The 19,355-nt window shown below is 71.4% G+C and carries 14 protein-coding genes; 7 read left to right on the top strand and 7 right to left on the bottom strand.

Translation table 11 applies throughout. The annotated features are described in order from the left end of the window. Positions 1-167 precede the first annotated feature (167 nt). Together LCD31_RS04780 and pruA are read right to left on the bottom strand one after the other, a co-directional pair. Positions 168-1,097 (bottom strand): proline dehydrogenase family protein, encoded by a 930-nt coding sequence (locus LCD31_RS04780; RefSeq protein ID WP_224956221.1) that lies wholly within the window; start codon positions 1,095-1,097, stop codon positions 168-170. A gap of 30 nt (positions 1,098-1,127) precedes the next feature. Further along, complete coding sequence (pruA, locus tag LCD31_RS04775; RefSeq protein ID WP_224956220.1) at positions 1,128-2,756, bottom strand: L-glutamate gamma-semialdehyde dehydrogenase; 1,629 nt, start codon at positions 2,754-2,756, stop codon at positions 1,128-1,130. 114 nt (positions 2,757-2,870) lie between these two features. Between pruA and LCD31_RS04770 the strand changes: the two genes are divergently transcribed. After that, positions 2,871-4,508 (top strand): CdaR family transcriptional regulator, encoded by a 1,638-nt coding sequence (locus LCD31_RS04770; protein WP_224956219.1) that lies wholly within the window; start codon positions 2,871-2,873, stop codon positions 4,506-4,508. On the opposite strand, the gene coaA is transcribed toward LCD31_RS04770, so the two are convergent. Together coaA and LCD31_RS04760 are read right to left on the bottom strand one after the other, a co-directional pair. Further along, positions 4,509-5,435, bottom strand: coding sequence for a type I pantothenate kinase (gene coaA / locus LCD31_RS04765; RefSeq protein WP_224956218.1), 927 nt, complete (start codon positions 5,433-5,435; stop codon positions 4,509-4,511). Between the two features lie 420 nt (positions 5,436-5,855). Next, the gene (locus tag LCD31_RS04760) at positions 5,856-7,304 is read right to left on the bottom strand and encodes an amino acid permease (RefSeq protein WP_224956217.1); all 1,449 of its coding nucleotides are present in this window, start codon (positions 7,302-7,304) and stop codon (positions 5,856-5,858) included. A 263-nt stretch (positions 7,305-7,567) separates the two neighbouring features. Here LCD31_RS04760 and LCD31_RS04755 point away from each other — a divergent pair, with 263 nt between their 5' ends. The 4 genes from LCD31_RS04755 to LCD31_RS04740 all read left to right on the top strand — a co-directional run bounded on the left by LCD31_RS04755 (position 7,568) and on the right by LCD31_RS04740 (position 11,993). After that, complete coding sequence (locus tag LCD31_RS04755) at positions 7,568-8,020, top strand: universal stress protein (RefSeq protein WP_224956216.1); 453 nt, start codon at positions 7,568-7,570, stop codon at positions 8,018-8,020. Then, the gene (locus tag LCD31_RS04750) at positions 8,001-8,999 is read left to right on the top strand and encodes an adenylate/guanylate cyclase domain-containing protein (protein WP_224956215.1); all 999 of its coding nucleotides are present in this window, start codon (positions 8,001-8,003) and stop codon (positions 8,997-8,999) included. Before LCD31_RS04755 ends, LCD31_RS04750 begins: the two co-directional genes overlap by 20 nt. Before the next feature lie 348 nt (positions 9,000-9,347). Beyond that, on the top strand, positions 9,348-10,736 hold the full coding sequence (locus LCD31_RS04745) for an FAD-binding oxidoreductase (RefSeq protein WP_224956214.1): 1,389 nt from the start codon (positions 9,348-9,350) through the stop codon (positions 10,734-10,736). A 24-nt stretch (positions 10,737-10,760) separates the two neighbouring features. Then, on the top strand, positions 10,761-11,993 hold the full coding sequence (locus LCD31_RS04740; protein ID WP_224956213.1) for a cyclopropane-fatty-acyl-phospholipid synthase family protein: 1,233 nt from the start codon (positions 10,761-10,763) through the stop codon (positions 11,991-11,993). 4 nt (positions 11,994-11,997) lie between these two features. Here LCD31_RS04740 and LCD31_RS04735 read toward each other — a convergent pair whose 3' ends face one another. The 3 genes from LCD31_RS04735 to LCD31_RS04725 all read right to left on the bottom strand — a co-directional run bounded on the left by LCD31_RS04735 (position 11,998) and on the right by LCD31_RS04725 (position 15,426). Further along, positions 11,998-13,413, bottom strand: coding sequence for a lipase maturation factor family protein (locus LCD31_RS04735; RefSeq protein ID WP_224956212.1), 1,416 nt, complete (start codon positions 13,411-13,413; stop codon positions 11,998-12,000). Between the two features lie 61 nt (positions 13,414-13,474). Then, complete coding sequence (locus LCD31_RS04730; RefSeq protein WP_224956211.1) at positions 13,475-14,674, bottom strand: glycosyltransferase; 1,200 nt, start codon at positions 14,672-14,674, stop codon at positions 13,475-13,477. Next, a complete protein-coding gene (locus LCD31_RS04725; RefSeq protein WP_224956210.1) occupies positions 14,665-15,426 on the bottom strand; it encodes an FkbM family methyltransferase in 762 nt (253 codons plus the stop codon). Before LCD31_RS04725 ends, LCD31_RS04730 begins: the two co-directional genes overlap by 10 nt. 146 nt (positions 15,427-15,572) lie before the next feature. Between LCD31_RS04725 and LCD31_RS04720 the strand changes: the two genes are divergently transcribed. Both LCD31_RS04720 and LCD31_RS04715 read left to right on the top strand, forming a co-directional pair. Next, positions 15,573-16,403 (top strand): putative RNA methyltransferase, encoded by an 831-nt coding sequence (locus tag LCD31_RS04720; protein ID WP_224956209.1) that lies wholly within the window; start codon positions 15,573-15,575, stop codon positions 16,401-16,403. Positions 16,404-16,558: 155 nt separating this feature from the next. Beyond that, complete coding sequence (locus tag LCD31_RS04715) at positions 16,559-19,228, top strand: AAA family ATPase (RefSeq protein WP_224956208.1); 2,670 nt, start codon at positions 16,559-16,561, stop codon at positions 19,226-19,228. Positions 19,229-19,355 lie beyond the last annotated feature (127 nt).

The following is a 19,355-nucleotide window of genomic DNA, read 5'->3' as shown; positions in this document are numbered from 1 at the left end:
CCGCCGACCACGCACGCAGCAGGACCACCCGCGGGTTCTCAGTGGGCCCCTCGCGAGGACAGCGTTTTCTCATGTGGCGGAGCCACCTGTGAAAACGATCCCGCAGCGAGGGGGCCGCTGAGGTTCCGCCACCCCAGCGCTGCACAAGAGGAGTGGAACAGCATGGATCAGCCGCGGCCGAGCAACGACCGGGCGAAGAACGCCAGGTTCGCCGGACGCTCCGCCAGCCGTCGCATGAAGTAGCCGTACCACTGGTCGCCGTAGGCCACGTACACCCGCAGCCGGTGGCCTTCGGCGGCCAGCCGCTCCTGCTCGTCGGGCCGGATCCCGTAGAGCATCTGGAACTCGAAGCCCTCCGCGGACCGCCCGGCGCGCGCCGCCAGGTCGAGCGCGATCTCGATCATCCGCGGGTCGTGCGTGGCCACCATCGGGTAGCCCGCGCCTTCCAGCAGCACCCGCAGGCACCGCACGTACGACCTGTCCACTTCGGACCGTTCGGCGAACGCGACCGAGGCGGGTTCGGCGTAGGCGCCCTTGCACAGCCGCACCCGGGAACCGGCGGTGGCCAGGTCCCGGCAGTCCTGCTCGGTGCGCCGCAGGTACGCCTGCAGCACCGCGCCCACCCACGGGAAGTCCACCCGCAGGTCCCGCAGGATGCCCAGCGTGGAGTCCGTGGTGGTGTGGTCCTCCATGTCGAGGGTGACCGTGGTGCCCGCCGCCGCGGCGGCCTCGCAGATCAGCCGCGCGTTGTCCAGCGCGATCTTCTCCCCGTCCACCGGCAGCGACTGCCCGACGGCGGAGAGCTTCACCGACACCTCGGCCCGGTCGGCCAGGCCCGCGTCGCCGAGCGAACCGAGCACCGCCCGGTAGGCGTTCACGGTGTCCGCGGCCCGCCCGGCGTCGAGGGTGTCCTCGCCGAGGTGGTCCAGCGTGGTGCGCATGCCGCGCGCCGCGAGCGCGCGGGTGGCCGCGACCGCGTCCAGCGCGGTCGTCCCGGCCACGTACCGGTCCACCACCGGGCCGGTCAGCGGGTTGGATTCCACGATCCGCCGCACGTTCGTGGAACGCGCCGCAGCCAGCAGAGCAGAGCGCAGCATCGGGTCTCCTCAGGTGCGAAGCGGATCGGATCAGTCCATGTGCGGGTAGCCGAGCCCGGTGGGCGCGACGAACGTCTCCTTGATGGCGCGCGGGCTGGTCCAGCGCTGGATGTTGAACATCGACCCGGCCTTGTCGTTGGTGCCGGAGGCACGGCCCCCGCCGAACGGCTGGCGGGACACGATGGACCCGGTGGGCTTGTCGTTGACGTAGAAGTTCCCCGCCGCCTGCCGCAGCTTCCGGTGCGCCAGCTCGATCGCGGACCGGTCGGTGGCGAACACAGCGCCGGTCAGCGCGTACGGGCTGGACGCGTCGACCACGTCGAGGATCTCCGCGTAGCGGGCGTCGTCGTAGACGTGCACCGCGATGATCGGCCCGAAGTACTCGGTGGTGAACACCTCGTCGGCCGGGTCGTCGCAGACCAGCACCGTCGGCTCGACGAAGTAGCCGACCGAGTCGTCGCAGCCGCCACCGGCCAGCACCTCGATCGAGGAGGTGGTGCGGGCCCGCTCCAGCGCGGTCTTGTGCTTCGCGAACGCCCGCGCGTCGATGACCGCGCCGCCGAAGTGGCCGAAGTCGGTGACGTCGCCGAAGCTGATCGTCCGGGTCAGCTCCGCCAGCTCGTCGCGCAGCCCGCCCTCCCAGATCGAGCGCGGCACGTAGGCGCGGGACGCCGCCGAGCACTTCTGCCCCTGGTACTCGAAGGCGCCGCGGGCGAACGCGGTGGCCAGCGGGGCCGGGTCCGCCGACGGGTGCACCACGATGAAGTCCTTGCCGCCGGTCTCGCCGACGATCCGCGGGTAGCTGCGGTAGGAGTCGAGGTTCTCGGCGACGGTGCGCCACAGCTTCTTGAACGTGCCGGTCGAGCCGGTGAAGTGCAGGCCCGCGAAGTCCGGGTCGGCCAGCGCGACCTCGCTGACGGCCTGCCCGTCCCCGGTGACCAGGTTGATCACGCCCGGGGGCAGCCCGGCGGCCTCGAACATCCGCATGGTGAAGTGCGCGGCGAACTGCTGCGACGGCGTCGGCTTCCACACCACGGTGTTGCCCATCAGCGCGGGCGCGGTGGGCAGGTTCCCGGCGATGGCGGTGAAGTTGAACGGGGTGATGGCGGTGACGAAACCGTCCAGCGGCCGGTACTCCATCCGGTTCCACTCGTTCGGCACCGAGGTGGGCTGCTCGGCGAGGATGCGGCGCGCGTAGTGCACGTTGAACCGCAGGAAGTCGATGAACTCGCAGGCCGCGTCGATCTCGGCCTGCTGCACCGACTTGGACTGCCCGAGCACGGTGGCGCCGTTGATGGTGTCCCGCCACGGCCCGGCGAGCAGGTCGGCGGCGCGCAGCAGCACCGCGGCGCGCTCGTCGAACGGGGTGGCGGCCCAGCCGGGGGCGGCGTTCTTGGCGGCGCGCACCGCGTCGGCGACGTCCTCGCGGGTGGCCTGCGCGGAGGTGCCGAGCACGTGCGCGTGGTCGTGCGGCTGCACCACGTCGAAGCGGTCGCCGCCCGCCATCCGCTGCACGCCGTCGATGGTGGACGTGAGGTCGAGGCGCTCGGATTCGAGCTCGGCGATGCGCTTGTGCAGCGATTCCCGCTCGGCGGAGCCGGGGGCGTAGGACTTGACCGGTTCGTTGCTCGGGGCTGGGACGGTGGTGATGGCGTCCATGCCTGTCGCCTCCTCGCGGGTCGGCTGGGGTTCTGGAATACCCAGAACAGTAGGAGCGGGACGGGCCGCTGCGGCTGTACGATCGGCCATCGTTGAGGGGAGCGTGTTGTTCGGTTGGACGAGGACCCGCGTGGCCCGGCCGCGCCCGGAGCGCCGCTGCGGCAGCTGCTCGTCGCCGTCGGCGAACCGCTGATCGACCTGCTCGCCGCCCCGGCCGGCCTGGACGTGGACGTGCGGGACGTGGTGATCGCCGAACCCGACGAGGACGCGGCGGCCAACCCCGGCGACCTGGTGCTGGTGATCGGCGCCCGCGGCCGCTCCGCGCTGCGCCAGGTCCGGTCCGCCGCGCGGGACGGGGCCGCCGCGGTGGCGGTGAAGACCCAGGCCGAGCAGGACGCGGCGGTGCTCCGGGACGCCGCGCTGGACGCCGGCATCGCCCTGTTCGGGGTGTGGCCGGAGGTGCGCTGGGAGCAGCTGGAGTCGCTGGTGCGCACCGTCGTGGACAACGCGCGGCTCACCGTCGAAGCGGACGCGGGGGAGGCGCCGGGAGACCTGTTCGCGCTCGCCCAGACCGTCGCGGCCATGACCGGCGGCAGCGTCAGCATCGAGGACACCGCCAGCCGGGTCCTCGCCTACTCCCGCTCCGACGACGAGGTGGACGAGCTGCGCAGGCTGTCCATCCTGGGCCGCCGCGGCCCGGAGCCGTACCTGGCGATGCTGCGTGAGTGGGGCGTGTACGAGCGGCTGCGCTCCGGCGAGGAGGTCGTGGGCGTCGACGAACGCCCCGACCTGGGCATCCGGCGCCGGATGGCGGTCGGCATCCACGCGGGCGCGCAGCCGCTGGGCACCATCTGGGTGCAGGAGGGGTCCCGTCCGCTGGAGGAGCGGTCGCAGCGCGCGCTGCTCGGCGCAGCTCGGGTCGCTGCCGTGCAACTGATCCGGCAGCGCGCCGAGGCCAGCGCCGCCCCCCGGCTGCGGGAGAACCTGCTGATCGGGCTGCTCGACGGCAAGGTCGACGCGGCCAGCGTCGCGGGCAACATAGGCGCCGACGCGTCCCGGCCCGCGGTGGTCGTGGTGTTCGCGCTGCGCGGCCGGGCCGGGGTGTCGAACCGGCCGGAGCTGGAGCTGGAGCGCGCCGAGATGACCGGGTTGATCTCGGTGCACGCCGCCGCCTACCGGCGCAGCGCGCTGGTGACGACGCTCGGCTCGCGGGTGTACGTGCTGCTGCCGGACCTGCCGGTGCACGCGCTGCCCGGGGTGCTCGGCATGACCAGGGAGATCGCGGCCGCCGCCGGGCAGCAGCTGCGGGCCGCGGTGCAGGCCGGGGTGGGTTCGGTGGTGGCCGGGCTGGACGAGGTGCCGCACTCGCGCGCCGAGGCGGACCGGGTGCTGGACGCGATGGGCCACGACCTGGACGCGCCGATCGCCACCATCGCCGACGTGCGCTCCCGCGTGGTGCTCAGCGAGCTGCTGACGGTGCTCGGCGGCAACGAGCGGTTCCGCGACCCGCGGCTGGACGCGCTGTTCGCCCACGACGCCGAGCACTCGGGGGCGCTGGCGCGGTCGGTGCTGGCGTACCTGGAGCACTTCGGCGACGTGCGGTCCGCGAGCGCCGCGCTGCACGTGCACCCGAACACGCTGCGGCACCGCATCCGCCGCGCGGGCGAGATCACCGGCATCGACCTCGCGGACCCCGCCGAACGCCTGACGACGCAGCTGCACCTGCTCCTGCACCGCAGGCAGGGCCGTTGATCAGAGCTTGCGCAGCCGCACCCGGTTGATGGCGTGGTCGCCGTCCTTGCGCAGCACCAGGGTGGCGCGCGGCCGGGTCGGCAGGATGTTGTCCACCAGGTTGGGCCGGTTGATGGTGTGCCACAGGTGGTGCGCCTCGGCCCGCGCGTCCTCGTCGGAGAGGCCGGCGAAGTGGTGGAAGTGCGACTCGGGGTCGGCGAACGCGGTGCCGCGCAGCGCCAGGAACCGGTCGGTGTACCAGCGCTCGATGTGGTCGGTGTGCGCGTCCACGTAGATGGAGAAGTCGAACAGGTCGGACACGGCGAGGCTCGGCCCGGGCTGCAGGACGTTGAGCCCTTCCACGATGAGGATGTCCGGCTGCCGCACCACCTGCTCGTGCCCGGGCAGGATGTCGTAGGCGAGGTGCGAGTACACCGGCGCGGTCACCGACTCGGCCCCGGACTTGACCTCGGTGACGAAGCGCAGCAGCGCCCGCCGGTCGTAGCTCTCCGGGAAGCCCTTGCGGTGCATGATGCCGCGCCGGACCAGTTCGGCCTTGGAGTGCAGGAACCCGTCGGTGGTGACCAGGTCGACCTGCGGGTGGTCGGGCCAGCGCGCCAGCAGCGCCCGCAGGATGCGCGCGGTGGTGGACTTGCCGACGGCGACGCTGCCGGCGAGGCCGATCACGAACGGCACCTTCGGCGCGGTCTCGCCGAGGAACGTGGTGGTGCTGTCGTGCAGCCGCTGCCGCGCGGCGACCTGCAGGTTGATCAGGCGGGACAGCGGCAGGTAGACGTCGGCGACCTCGTCGAGGTCGACGGGTTCGCCGAGGCCGCGCAGCGCCTCCAGCTCGGAGTGGGTGAGGGGCAGCGGCAGCGAGTCGCTGAGCTCCCGCCACTGCTTGCGGTGCAGTTCGACGTACGGGCTCAGTTCGCGGACTCGCGTCACGGCGCACACCCCTCGACGTTGAGGACCGGCCGGCTCTCGGCTGCTTCGGCCGGTCCGCACCGGTGCCGCCGAGCTCGACGGCCCCGGCAACCCTAGATCTCGGGCCCCCGGGCGCGCTGTGACGCACTGCACCGCACCCGGGGCCGATCAGGTGATCGTCGACTCACCACCCACCGGAGGCCGGGATGACGGCCGACCGTCGAACCTCCCCGGCGGTTCGTGGCTTTGTCCTGTCAGCGGCGAAGCCGCTGAGCGGCGACCCAGCACGCAACCGGACCACCCGCGGGTTCTCAGCCGCTTCCTCGAGAGGACAGCTTTTTCCCTCGTGGCGGAGCCACTTGGGAAAAAGATCCCGCAGCGAGGAAGCGGCTGAGGTTCCGCCACCCCACCACTACGCAGCAGAAGCGGGGAGACAGGCGGTCACGCCGAGTCGTCGGAGCGCTGGTTCATCTTCGAGTGGCGGTAGCCGTACGCCGCATATACCACCAGCCCGATCGCGAACCAGACGCCGAACCGCAGCCACGTCTCCGGCGCCAGGAACGTCACCAGCCACAGCGAGAACACGATGCCGATCAGCGGCACCACCGGCATGCCGGGCGTGCGGAACCCGCGCGGCAGCTCGGGCCGCTTGTAGCGCAGCACGATCACCGCGGCGCAGACCACGACGAACGCCAGCAGGATGCCGATGTTGGTGAGCTCCGCGGCCTCCTCGATGGGCAGCAGCCCGGCGAACACGGCGGAGACGATGCCGATGAGCCAGGTGAACCGGGACGGCACCTTCCGCACCGGGTGGGTGCGGGAGAACCACTTCGGCAGCAGCCCGTCGCGGGACATGGCGAACCCGACGCGGGTGGCGCCGAGCATGAAGGTGAACAGCACGGTGAGGATGCCGAGGATGGCGCCGACGGCGATGATCGCGCCGACCACGGGCAGGCCCACGTCGGCGAACGCGGTGGCGAACGCGCTCTCCTCGCTGATCTCCTGGTACGGGATCATGCCGGTCAGCACCAGGCAGGCCAGCACGTACAGCACCATCGAGATGATCAGCGAGTACAGGATCGCCTTCGGCATGTGCTTCTGCGAGTCCTTGGACTCCTCCGCCGCGGTGGACATCGCGTCGTAGCCGAACACCGCGAAGAACACGGTCGCCGCGCCGGTGATGGCACCGCCGATGCCGAACGGGAAGAACGGCGTGTAGTTGCCCGCGTTGATGTGGAACGCGCCGACGATGACGACGAGCAGCACGACGCCGACCTTGAGGTAGACCAGCGCGGTCTCGAACCGGGCGGCGTTCTTCATGCCCTGGTTGAGCACGAACGCGATGAGCAGGCACAGCAGCACCGCGAACAGGTTGATCTTGTAGCTGCCGGGTGGCGCGTCCCCGCCCTCGGTGCCCGGGGCGCCGACCATCCACAGCGGCAGCTCGACGTGCAGGAACCCGAGCAGCTCGGTGAAGTACCCGGAGATGCCGATGGCCACCACGGACACGATCGCGGTGTACTCCAGCAGCAGGTCCCAGCCGATGAGCCAGCCGACGATCTCGCCGAGCACCGCGTAGCCGTAGGTGTAGGCCGAACCGGCTTTCGGGATCATCCCCGCGAACTCGGCGTAGGAGAACGCCGCCGCGGCGCTGGCGATCCCCGCGATGAGGAACGAGACCAGCACCGCGGGACCGGCCTTGCCGTGGGCGACGGCCCCGGCGAGCGAGAAGATGCCCGCGCCGATGATGCCGCCGACGCCGATCGCGGTCAGCTGCCACAACCCGAGGGTGCGCTGGAGCCCGCCGGACTCGCCATCGTCCTCGCTGATCGCGTCGATGGGTTTGCGCCGCAGGATCCCCTTGCCGGGGCTGAGCCCAGGTTCCGCCATCGCGTCCTCCTGATCATCTTCGAAGTTGGCGGGAAACGTACGCGCCCCGCACCACCCGGGTGGTTGTGGGGCGCGACGACGTTCCGGGCCGCCCGTTGTCGATCCACACGATGATCGATCGAGATCACGATTCGACGCGTTCGCGCGAGCGCGCGCGTGCTCCTGGGGAAGTCTTGCCCGAACGGCGTGACGCGCGTGCCGCCCGGTCGTTAGTGTTCACGTCCGCGCGCCGCGCGCGTCACGCGATGGAGGGTGATCGGCTGATGTCCAGCTACCGGAGTGTCGTCGTCGGAACGGATGGGTCGACGCCCTCGTTGCGAGCGGTGACGAAGGCGGCGGCGGTGGCCGCCGACACGTCGGCCACACTGGTCATCGTGTGCGCCTACTACCCGAGCAGCGAGCGCGAGGTCGAGCAGGCCCAGGACGAGCTGGGCGGCGAGGCGTTCCAGGTGATCGGCTCGGCCCCGGCGGAGCAGACGCTGCTGGAGGCCGCCGACCTGGCCGCGCAGACCGGCGCCACCGAGGTGGAGACGGTCGCGGTCGTGGGCGCGCCGGTGACGTCGCTGGTGGAGGTCGCGGGCAAGGTGTCGGCGGATCTGCTCGTGGTGGGCAGCAGGGGTTTGAACACGCTCAAAGGCCGATTGCTCGGCTCGGTGCCTTCCGAGGTCTCCCGCCGGGCGGATTGTGATGTGCTCGTTGTCCGGACCTCGCGATGAGGACGGGCCTCGCGGCCAAGCGGAATCCCCGCTGGGCCACGAGGTCGAGAAGGCGCTGCTAGGCGGCGAACCGAAGTACACCAAGGCGGCCGTCGCCGAGGCGGCAGGCGTGGAGCTCGCCCGCGCGGAGCGGTTGTGGCAGGCGATGGGCTTCGCCCACGTCGAGGACCACGAGGTGGTGTTCACCGACGCGGACGTGCGGGCGGTGCGCATGCTCGTGCAGCTCGTCTCCGCCGACGTGATCACCGCGGAGTTGGAGACGGCGGTCGCCCGCACCCTGGCGCAGACCATGTCGCGGCTCGCCGAGTGGCAGGTGGCGATCTTCCGCTCGGTGCTCGGCGACCGCTTCGCCGAGGACCTGGACGTGACCGCGCAGTTCGCCGAGGCGATCACCCCGGTGATGGAGGACCTGCAGGGCTACGTGTGGCGCAGGCACCTCGCGGCGACCGCGGCGCGCGAGCTGACCGAGCAGGTCGGGGACGGCGACGAGCGGCTCCAGGTGATCGGCTTCGCCGACCTGGTCGGCTACACCCGCCTGATCCGCGACTTCAGCGAGGTCGAGCTGGGCAGGCTCATCGACGAGTTCGAGGAGACCGCGACGGCGGTGGTCGCGGAGAACCGCGGCCGCATCGTGAAGACCGTCGGCGACGAGGTCCTGTTCGTCACCGACACCGCGGCCGACGCCGCCGAGATCGCGTTGACGCTGAACGAGCGGATTCCCGGTTCCGGCAAGCTGCCGCCGCTGCGGATCGGCTTGGCGCAGGGCCCGGTGCTGGCGCGGTTCGGCGACGTCTACGGGTCCACGGTGAACATCGCCAGCAGGCTCACCTCGGTGGCGCGGCCGGCGTCGGCGCTGGTGGACCGGGAGCTGGCGACCTCGCTGCGGGCGCACCCGGCGTACTCGCTGACGTCGATCGGCCCGACGAAGGTGCAGAGCTTCCGCGGCCTGCGCGCCTACGCCTTGCGCCGCGCCCGCTGACCCCGCCGCGGGCGGCCCGTCCGCGCGGGTCCGCCGCCCGGCGCACGCTCGGTGGCCGGGTGGGCACGGGCTGGGCCGTTCGGGCGGCCGCGGCGACCGGTGTGATCGAGATCGCTCGATCGGCGCAACGGGCCTGGTCGGGCGACTACCGCGGGCCGGGGGTGCCGGGTCTCGCCTGGTCGGGTGACCTGCGAAATCGGTTGCGTGACGCAACTGAATCGGGTTCCGCCCGCCGCAGGCCGGCCGATCGGGAAATGGGCGATTTGTCCGGACGTGCCGGTGCTCGCAGGCCGACGAGCTGGCAGAAGTGGGATGCCGGGTCCCCGCCGGAGCAATAGGGTCGAAGCCATGGGAGTCGATCCGGGTACCTCGGGAGCCGTGTCAGCGAACCACTCCGACGAGGTCGCCGCCTTGGTCGACCAGTACGCGAAGATCCCGCCCGGACAGCAGGTGCGGCTCGCGAAGCCCACCAGCAACCTGTTCCGGTTCCGCGCCCCCAGCAGCACCACCGGCCTCGACGTGGGCAGGCTGAACCGCGTCCTGTCCGTCGACCCCGACGCGGGCACCGCGCAGGTGCAGGGCATGGCCACCTACGAGACCGTCGTCGCCGCGCACCTGCCCACCGGGCGGATGCCGCTGGTCATCCCGCAGCTCAAGACGATCACCCTCGGCGGCGCGGTCGCCGGGCTCGGCATCGAGGCCAGCTCGTTCCGCAGCGGCCTGCCGCACGAATCGGTGCGCGAGATGGAGATTCTCACCGGCTCCGGCGAGGTCGTGGTGGCTCGGCCGGACAACGAGCACGCCGCCCTCTACCGCGGCTTCCCGAACTCCTACGGCACCCTCGGCTACGCGCTGCGCCTCGAAGTGGAGGTCGAACGCACCCGGCCCTACGTGCGGCTGCGGCACATCCGGTTCTCCACCGCCGAGGAGTGCACCGCCGCCATCGAGGAGATCTGCCGCGACGGCGAGTTCGAAGGCCACCGCGTCGACTTCGTCGACGGCACCGTGTTCGCCGCCGACGAGCAGTACCTCACCGTCGGCACCTACGTGGACGAAGCGCCCGGCACCAGCGACTACACCGGCCGGCGCATCTACTACCGGTCGCTGCGCGAGCAGCAGACCGACCACCTGACGACCCACGACTACCTGTGGCGCTGGGACACCGACTGGTTCTGGTGCTCCCGCGCGTTCGGCGTGCAGCGACCCGCGGTCCGCGCGCTGTGGCCGCGCAAGTACCGCCGCTCCGACGTGTACCGGCGCATCGTGGCCTGGGACCGCCGCGCCGGGTTCTCCGACCGGCTCGCCCGCGCCCGCGGCGCCGCGGGCAGCGAACCGGTGATCCAGGACGTGGAGATCCCGGTGCGCCGGCTGCCCGAGTTCCTGGAGTTCTTCCACCGCGAGATCGGCATCGAACCGGTCTGGCTGTGCCCGGTCCGGCTGCGCGACCCGCAGGGCTGGTCGCTGTACCCGATGGATCCGGCGGAGCTCTACGTCAACGTGGGCTTCTGGTCCGCAGTGGACACCAAACCGGGCGACGCCCCGGGCTACTACAACCGCGCCATCGAAGACGTGGTCGGCGAACTGGACGGGCACAAGTCGCTGTACTCCGACTCGTTCTACGAGCCGGAGGAGTTCTGGCGGCTCTACAACCGTCCCGCCTACGAGAAGTTGAAGCGGCGCTACGACCCGGACGACCGCCTTCCCGGCCTGTACGAGAAGTGCGTCGGCAAGCGGTAGGGCCAGCAGGGAGGAGAACCGAACATGGGTTGGGCAGAGGTGTTCCCGCGCATCCTGGGCGACGGGCTCGACGTCGAGTTCCGCGCCTACGACGGGAGCCGCGCGGGACGGGCCGGAGCCGACGTCGCGGTGGAGATCCGCTCTCCGCTGGCGTTGTCGCACCTGGCGGCCTCCCCGGACGAGCTGGGGCTCGCGAGGGCCTACGTCACCGGGGCGCTGGAGGTGCACGGCGACATGCACGAGGCGCTGTCCCGGTTCCCGTCGATCGCCATCGCGGAAGTTCCCGCCCGCACCAAGCTCGACCTGGCGGTCCGGCTCGGCGCGCAGCGGTTCTGGTGGCCGGTCGGCCCGCCGCCGGAGGAGTACCGGCCGCGCGGCGGCCTGCGGCACTCGAAGCTGCGGGACAGCAAGTCCGTGTCCTACCACTACGACGTGTCGAACCGGTTCTACGAGTGGGTGCTGGGCCCGTCGATGGCCTACACCTGCGCGGTGTACCCGGACGCCGACGCCACCCTGGAGCAGGCGCAGTTCGGCAAGCACGACCTGGTGGCGCGCAAGCTCGGGCTGCAGGAGGGCATGCGGCTGCTCGACGTCGGCTGCGGCTGGGGCGGCATGGTGATGCACGCGGCCGAGCACTACGGGGTGCGGGCCATCGGCGTCACCCTCTCCCGGCAGCAGGCGCAGTGGGCGCAGAAGGCCATCGTGGACCGCGGCCTCGCCGACCTCGCCGAGGTGCGGCACCTGGACTACCGCGACGTGCCGGAGACCGACTTCGACGCGATCAGCTCCATCGGCATGACCGAGCACATCGGACTCGCGCAGTTGCCCGCCTACTTCTCCGCGATGCGCGCGAAGCTGCGGCCCGGCGGCCGGTTCCTCAACCACTCCATCACCCGGCCCGACGGCACCCGGGCCTCCAAGCCCGGCAAGTTCATCGGCCGCTACGTGTTCCCCGACGGCGAGCTGGAAGGCCCCGGGACGCTCATGTCGGCGATGCACGACAACGGGTTCGAGGTCCGGCACACCGAGAACCTGCGCGAGCACTACGCGCTCACGCTGCGGGACTGGTGCGCGAACCTGGAGGCGCACTGGGACGAGGCGGTGCGGGAGGTCGGTCCGGCGCGGGCGCGGATCTGGCGGCTGTACATGGCGGGTTCGCGGCTGGGCTTCGAGCTGAACAACATCCAGCTGCACCAGATGCTCGCCGTCCGCCTCGACGACGGAGCCGCCGGCATGCCGCTGCGCCCCACCTGGTGACCGGTCAGCCGGGCAGGTCCGCGGCCGACATCGGCGGGAGCAGGTCGCCCGCCGGTTCGCGGGACCACCAGCGGCCCGCCCGGCGCTCGGCGCGGTCCGCGAAGCGGTAGCGGTACAGCCGCGCGCGGACCAGCACCGGCGGCTCGTCCGGGAACGGGTCGTGCCGCAGCAGGCGGCGGATCCCGCGGTCGCCGCGCAGCAATCCGCGCAGCAGGGCGGGCATCCAGCCGCGGCCGTAGCCCGGCGAGATCGCCACGAACCAGAGCAGCCAGCCCAGCCGCAGGTGGTACGGCGCCACCTGCGGCGGGCGGCGGCGCGGATCTCCCGGTTTGCCGGGGAACTCGTACTCGCGCCAGCCGGATCCCCCGCTGCGGTCGGGAGTTCCCTCGACGACGACCTCGTAGCGGGTGCGAGTCACCGAACCGAACGCGCCGTACGTGCCGCCCAGGTGCAGCCGGTTGAAGCTGCGGTTCATCACCTGGTGGCGGCCGAGCATGTTGCGCACCGGGTGGCGGGCGATCACCAGCATCCCCGCCGCCAGCGCGAGCACGAGGACTTGGTGCCACAGCGGGGAATCCCGCATCTCCGGGGCGGGGAACCGCAGCAGCCGGTCGTCCATCGCCGAGCACGCCAGCGCGATCGTGACCAGGTTCAGCCAGGCGAAGTTGCCGCTCAGCAGCAGCCAGCACTGGGTGAGCACGACGAGCACCGCCGCCACGTCCGCGATCGGCTGCGGCGCGAACAGCGCGAACGGCACCACCAGCTGCGTCCCGTGGTTCGCCAGCACTTCGGCCTCGTGCAGCGGCCCGGGGAGCCGGTGGAAGAACCGGCTGAGCGGACCCGGCATCGGCTGCGTCTCGTGGTGGTGGTGCAGCGCCGTCAGGTCGCGCCAACAGGAGTCGCCGCGCAGCTTGATCAGCCCGGCGCCGAACTCCACGCGGAACAGCAGCCAGCACAGCAGCCACAGCACCGGCGCCGGGGGAGCGGTGTGCGCCGGGCCCAGGAAGATCACCAGGAAGCCCGCTTCGAGCAGCAGCGACTCCCAGCCGAAGCCGTACCAGACCTGACCGATGTTCACGATCGACAGGTACAGCGCCCACAGCACCAGCCACACCAGCATCCACGCCCACAGCGGCAGCGCCGCCACCACGCCGAGCACCGCCGCCAGGCCCAGCAGCACCCCGGTCCAGGCGACCGCGCCGAACGCGCGGTCCGAGTAGTGCAGGTGGAACAGGCTCGGGCTGCGCCGGAACCCCACCGCGCGCAGGAACCGCGGTGCCGGGGTGAGCCCGTGCTCCCCGGCCAGCGGGCGGAACTGGTGCACCGCAGCCGCGAAGCCCAGCAGGTACGCCAGGCCGACCAGTCGGGTGCACACCTCCCGCGCCTGCGCGTACTCCGGCGCCCAGAACCAGGAACCCATCGCGCTCCCTCCTCCCACTCGGGGTGCCCACGTGGCCGCGGCCGAATGCGGGCCCCGCCGGTCAGCGAGCGTGGGCGACGAGGTCCGCGGCGAGCGCGTCGAGGTCCGGGGCCGCGCGCAGCGACCGGGACATCCGCTCCACCCGGTCCCGCACCGCGCGGTCGCCCAGCACCTCGGCGCACACCCGCGCCAGCGCCGCCGGGCTCGTCGTCCCGAGGTCCACTTCGGCGCCGAGCCCCAGTTCGGCGGTGCGGCGCGCGTTGTCCGGCTGGTCGGAGAACAGCGGCAGCGCCACCACCGGGGTCCCCGTCAGCAGCGACTCGAACACGCCGCCGAACCCGCCGTGCGAGACGAACAGGTCCGCGCGGTGCAGCAGCGCCCGCTGCGGGGTGCGCTCGACGAGCCGCACGTTGCCCGGCCGCGGCCCGCGCCACTCCCGCGGGTCGCTGCCGAGCGCCACGACCGCCGTGCAGCGCACCCGGCCCAGCGCCTCGACCAGCAGCCCTTGCACGGCCGCGAGTTCCGGGATCAGCACCGGCGCCAGCGTGCCGAACCCGGCCAGCACCAGCGGCCGGTCCCCGGGCACGCCGGCGAACTCGGCGGGCAGCCGGTCGGCGCCCGCCACGGGCACCGGCCGGTAGGTGCGAGCGGTGCGCAGTTCCGGGGGGTACCACTCCTGCGGGACGACCCCGGCGACCAGCGTCCGGTACGAGTGCCGCACGTCGTCCACCGGGTCCAGGCCGAGCCGCACCCGCTGCTCGTCGACGGCACCGCGCACGAACGGCAGGTTCAGCGCGCTGTGCGGGGCGATGTCGAGCACGGCGTGCGGCAGCCCGAGCCGTTCCGCCGCGAGGTAGCCGCCGAACTCGTTGCACTCCCGCACGACCAGGTCCGGTTGCCAGCGGGCCGCGGCCCCGATCAGGTCGTCGGCGAGCACCCCGGCGAGCGGACCGGCGAACGCCCTGGTCAGCGGGCCGGGAGCCCGGCGGGCTTCGACGGTGGTCCGGTCGGAACCGGTGGCCTCGGCGTGCTCGGGCATGCCGGGGCTGCCGGACACCGCCGGATCGCGCAGCAGCGCGTCGAGGGTCCGCACCCGCGGCAGCGGCAGGTGCTCCAGCCCGCACTCGGCGACGACGTCCGCCATCCCGGCGGCGCAGGCCACCGCCACCCGGTGCCCGGCGCGGCGCAGCGCGTGCGCGCACGGCGCCAGCAGCGGCACCAGGTGCGAGCGGAACGGCAGGCAGGTCAGGACTACGCGCACGGCGGTCGCCGGGCGGTGATCAGGCGGGTGCCGAGGTCGTCGAGCTCGTCCTCGGTGGCGCCCGCGTCCGCGCTGAAACCCTTGCCCCGCAGCAGTTCCAGCACGGCTTCGGCCTCGCCGCGATGCCCCTGCACCTCGGCGACGACCTGCCGCACCCGCGGCCAGTCCCGGTCGTCGATCCCCGCGAGCACGTCGGCCTCGGCACCCTCCACGTCGATCTTGAGCAGGTCGATGCGCTCCGGCAGGCCGGCTTCGGCGAGCACCTCGGACAGCCGCCGGACCGGCAGCACCACCTCGCGGGCGTCCGCCAGCAGGGCACCCGCGGTGGGGTGCTGCCGGGCGAGCTCCTTGGTACCCGGGTAGCGGGTCGAATTGCCCGGCAGGTCCGGGAAGTAGGTGAACGCGACCGCGTCCTCGGCACCGGCGCCCACGGCCTGCCGCACCGCCCGCACCCCGTCGACGCCCGCGAGGTTCGCCCGCAGCGCGCGGAACGTCTCCGGCATCGGCTCCAGCGCGAGGATCCGGGCGGCGGGGCACCGCCGCTTCACGAACAGGCTGAACAGCCCGACGTTGGCACCGACGTCGACGACCACCGCGTCGGTGGGCAGCGCCACGCCTCCGCGCAGGTAGCACTCGTCGCGGAAGATCTCGGCGTGGATGAAGCCGATCTCGTCGGTGCTGCCGGACGAGTTCTCCGGCACGTAGCAGCTGAACCCGTCGTCGAGCCGGACGCAACGCAGGCCGTCGCCCATCCCACCCACCTCCCCGGTCCCGAGGAACCTACTCCGCCCCCGGACCGCGGCGGCCCGGCACCCGAGCGCCGGCCGGCGGGGGAGCGGCCCGGTCATCGCGCCCCGGCGCGCCGCCTAGAATTCCGCGTCGGGGAGGCGGGAAACGAGTGCTGGACGAAGTCGCGCGCCTGTTGGCGTGCCCGCACTGCGGGGCGGGCCTGGAACCGGATGGTGCTGCGCTGCGCTGCGCCGCGAACCACTCCTTCGACCTGGCCAAGCAGGGCTACGTGAGCCTGCTGGGCGGCCGGGGCGCCCCCGCGCCGGGCGACACCGCCCCGATGATCGCGGCCCGCGCCGACTTCCTCGCCGCGGGCCACTACGACCCGATCTCCACGGCCCTGGCCGACGCGGCGGCCGAAGTCCACACCGGTGGACCGCTGCTGGACCTGGGCGCGGGCACCGGGCACTACCTGGCGCGGGTGCTGGACCGGGTCCCCGGCGAGGTCGGCGTGGCGCTGGACGTCTCCAAGTTCGCCTCCCGCCGCGCCGCGAAGGCGCACCCGCGCGCGTCCGCGGTACTCGCCGACGCCTGGCAGGGACTGCCGCTGCGCGACGCCGCCGTCGGCTCGGTGCTCAACGCGTTCGCCCCGCGCAACCCCGCCGAGACGCACCGCGTGCTGCGCCCCGGCGGGCACCTGCTGGTGGTCACCCCGAACTCCGGTCACCTGGGCGAACTCGTCTCGGTGCTGGGCCTGCTCAGCGTGGACGAGCGGAAACCGCAGCGGCTCGCCGAGCAGCTCGCGGGGCACTTCGACCCGATCGCCACCACCACCCGCGAGTTCCCGCTGCACCTGGGCCCGGCCGAGCTCGCCACCCTCGTCGGCATGGGACCCAACGCCTGGCACACCGCCGACACCCTCCCGGCCCGCATCGCCGAGCTCCCGACCCCGTTCCCGGTCACCGCCTCCATCACCCTCTCGACGTACCGGCGCCGCTGACGGAGCAATCCGTTCCGCCGATCCGGGCACGGTCTGCGTCGGCATATTCCTTTCATTCGGCTGAATGGGGAAATGAAAACCTAGGCCGTCGGCACCAGTAGTGTTCGCATTTGTCGCAGTCAGTGTGTCGAATGCTGGAACGAGGTGCGGTGTCCGTGGAAGAAGACCTGGGGCGCGAGATCATCCGGCGGATCGAGGAACGGCTCGAGGAGCGGCTCGAGGAGTTGTCCGAGCCGCCCGGGACGGTGGCGAAGGAGATCGTTGACGAGCTCACGGCCACCCCCGCCTCGGAGCCGGAACTGCCGTTCGACGGGCACATCGAATCCATTCGCGTGCAAGGAATCCGCTCCTTCGGCGAGGAGCAGGAACTCGAACTCTCCCGCGGCCTCACGATCGTCTACGCCGAGAACGGCACCGGCAAGACCAGCCTCGTCGACGCGGTCGAGCTGTTCACCAGCGGGAAGACGACCCGGGCTGCGCAGGCCGGGGCATCCGCGTCCGAGATCAAGGATCAACGGTACGTATTGCATTCGAGCGTGCAGGGGAAATCCGCTGGTATCGAACCGCGCGTGTTGATCGACTGGGTGGAGAACGGCTCTGTCCGGAGCTCGAACTGGGACGGTGACTGGCAGAACGGGGCTGTCGAGAAACCTCCTGTGCACTTGCTCGCCCGCCGCCGGTTGCGTGAGATCTTGAACGCCAAAGGGGTGGACCGCGCCGAAAGGCTCGTCCACGCGTTGGGGCTGCACGAACTTTCGGCGAAGTGGGACGCGGCGCAGGATGCGTTGACGGAGCACGCGCGGGCGATGGAAAACACGCAGGTGCCTGGTTCGGAGCGGCTGCGCGAAGCGGTCCGGTCCTTCCTGTCGGAGCACGATGTTCAGAGCATGACGCGGGACGAGATCACCAAGCGGGTTGAGTGCGAGGCGAGGGAACGCTTCGAATCTTCGACTGGTGATCGCGGTATCGCGGCTGAACGGCCCGAGCTCGACGTCGCCTGGCGCGCTGTCGTGGCGCCACCTCCGGTCGTGCCGGATCCGGGTGAACTCGTGGCGGCTGTCGAACCGCTTCGTGGCAGGGAGCGGCTTGACCGGCGCTCGGGGGGAGACGCAGAGGGCTCGATGATGCGTCTCCTTGAAGCATTCAAGGCCGTGGCGGTGTCGGACGAGACGTGTCCGGCTTGTGCGGACGGGACCGTGTCATCGGCGCGTCTCGACGCTATTTCGAGCGCCCTCGCGACTTCGCGCCAGGAACGACTGGACCGGGAGGAAACGGAGCGTCTCCTCGTCGCTGTCCGCGGCGCCCTCCGGACGATCGCGGACTGCCGACTCGAATGGAACCTGCCGCAGTGGGACGAGGACGCACTGCGGCTGTTCTGCGACGACGGCCAGGAGTTCCGAACCGCCTACGGGCAGCTGACGGGCGATGCGGCCAGGTGGAAAGCGCTGGTTGACAGGTTGCTGGACTCGGTGCGCAAGGCCGAACATTCTCTGTCCGATGTGGTCTTGAGCTCGGTCGTCGTGACGTTACGAGAACTCGCGAATGCCAGGGAGGACGTGGTAGGGCGAGCCCGCACGGCAGAGTCCTTGCGGCTGGCCGCGCTACACAGCTTGGAGTCCGGCGAGTCGGCGAACGTGAAATGGGTTCTGGAAAACGCTCACGAGGTAGCGGACGCCGTCTACGGGCAGCGTAGTAACGACGCCGTGGCGAAGGCGGTGACGGCCGCGGCCACACGCATCAAGGAACGGCGCGGGGAGGTTCTGTCGGCGAAGATTGCAGAATTGCAGGACGCGATCGACTCGTGGATGCAGCGGCTCGCTCCGGACTTGACGCCTCTTGTCCGGCTGGAGGTCGCGTCATCGACGGTGAGGCCGAGCCTGAAAGTGGACGTGAGTGGCGGGAAGATCCCCGCGCTCGGGCGTCTCTCGGATTCGCAGCTGGACATGCTGGGCCTGGCCGTCCATCTCGCCGCGCTGGAGCGCGAGAATCCAGGAGGCCCGCTGATCATCGACGATCCGACGGACATGCTCGACATCGGGACGGTGGAGAAGTTCGCGAAGGACGGTATCGGCAGCTTGCTGGAGCCCGAGTCGGGGAAGGGGCGACAAGTGGTCGTGTTGACCCACGATCACCGGCTGGTCCGGTTGTTGTGGCAGCACCACGGTCATCGGATTCCCTGCGTCGCGCAGTGGTACATCGAGTTGGACCGGCAGTCCGGTTCCGCCCCGCGGTCCCGATTCAAGCCCCGGTCGACGCAGGACTACGCCGATCGGCTCCAACGCCTGTTCGTGGAACATCCGGATGCGGATGACCAGTTCTGGTTGCGCAGTGCGGCCGGCAACCTGGCTAGGCAGACTTTGGAAGCGGTGGTCTGTGACCTGTTCGAGGTCCTGGGGCCGAACGGGTTGAAGTACCTCCCGGCCTTGGAAAGGAGCAAGAAGGAGAAGGGTGGAATTCTCGGCTCCTGCGGCGATCTTGAGGAGCATCTCTACAACATTCGAACAATGCATCAGAGATGCGGTGAGCCTCGGCACGGGGATGCCGGTGATTTCATCGGTGAGGTCGAGAAGGCGGTGGCAACGCGCGGTCAATACATGCTGAACGACGCGAGCCACGCGAACCATGTATACCCGCGGGCGGCGAAGATCAAAGAATATCAAGAGCTGTTGAGCTCCATCGCGAGTCGCTTCGGGCATGCCAAGCGAAAGGTTCGAGTGCGGAATGCTCTGCCGGACGATTGGCCTCGATCATCCCAGTGGAGCAAAGCACTCGGACACTGCGACACTTGCAAGGTCACCGAGTTCTTCCCGGACTACACCCCCTGAACGCGGAACGGGGCCCCCCCCCCCCCCGCGGGGGGGGGGGGGGGGGGGGGGCGGGGGCGGCCCGGGGGGGGGTTTTATATTTTGGGGGGGGCCGGGCCGGGGGGGGGGGGGGGGGGCGGGGGCGGGC

The sequence above is a fragment of the Saccharopolyspora sp. 6M genome, from assembly GCF_020176775.1.
Lineage (GTDB): Bacteria > Actinomycetota > Actinomycetes > Mycobacteriales > Pseudonocardiaceae > Saccharopolyspora_C > Saccharopolyspora_C gregorii.
Note: the sequence above shows the minus strand (reverse complement) of the source record. Positions and strands in the feature narration are given on the sequence as shown.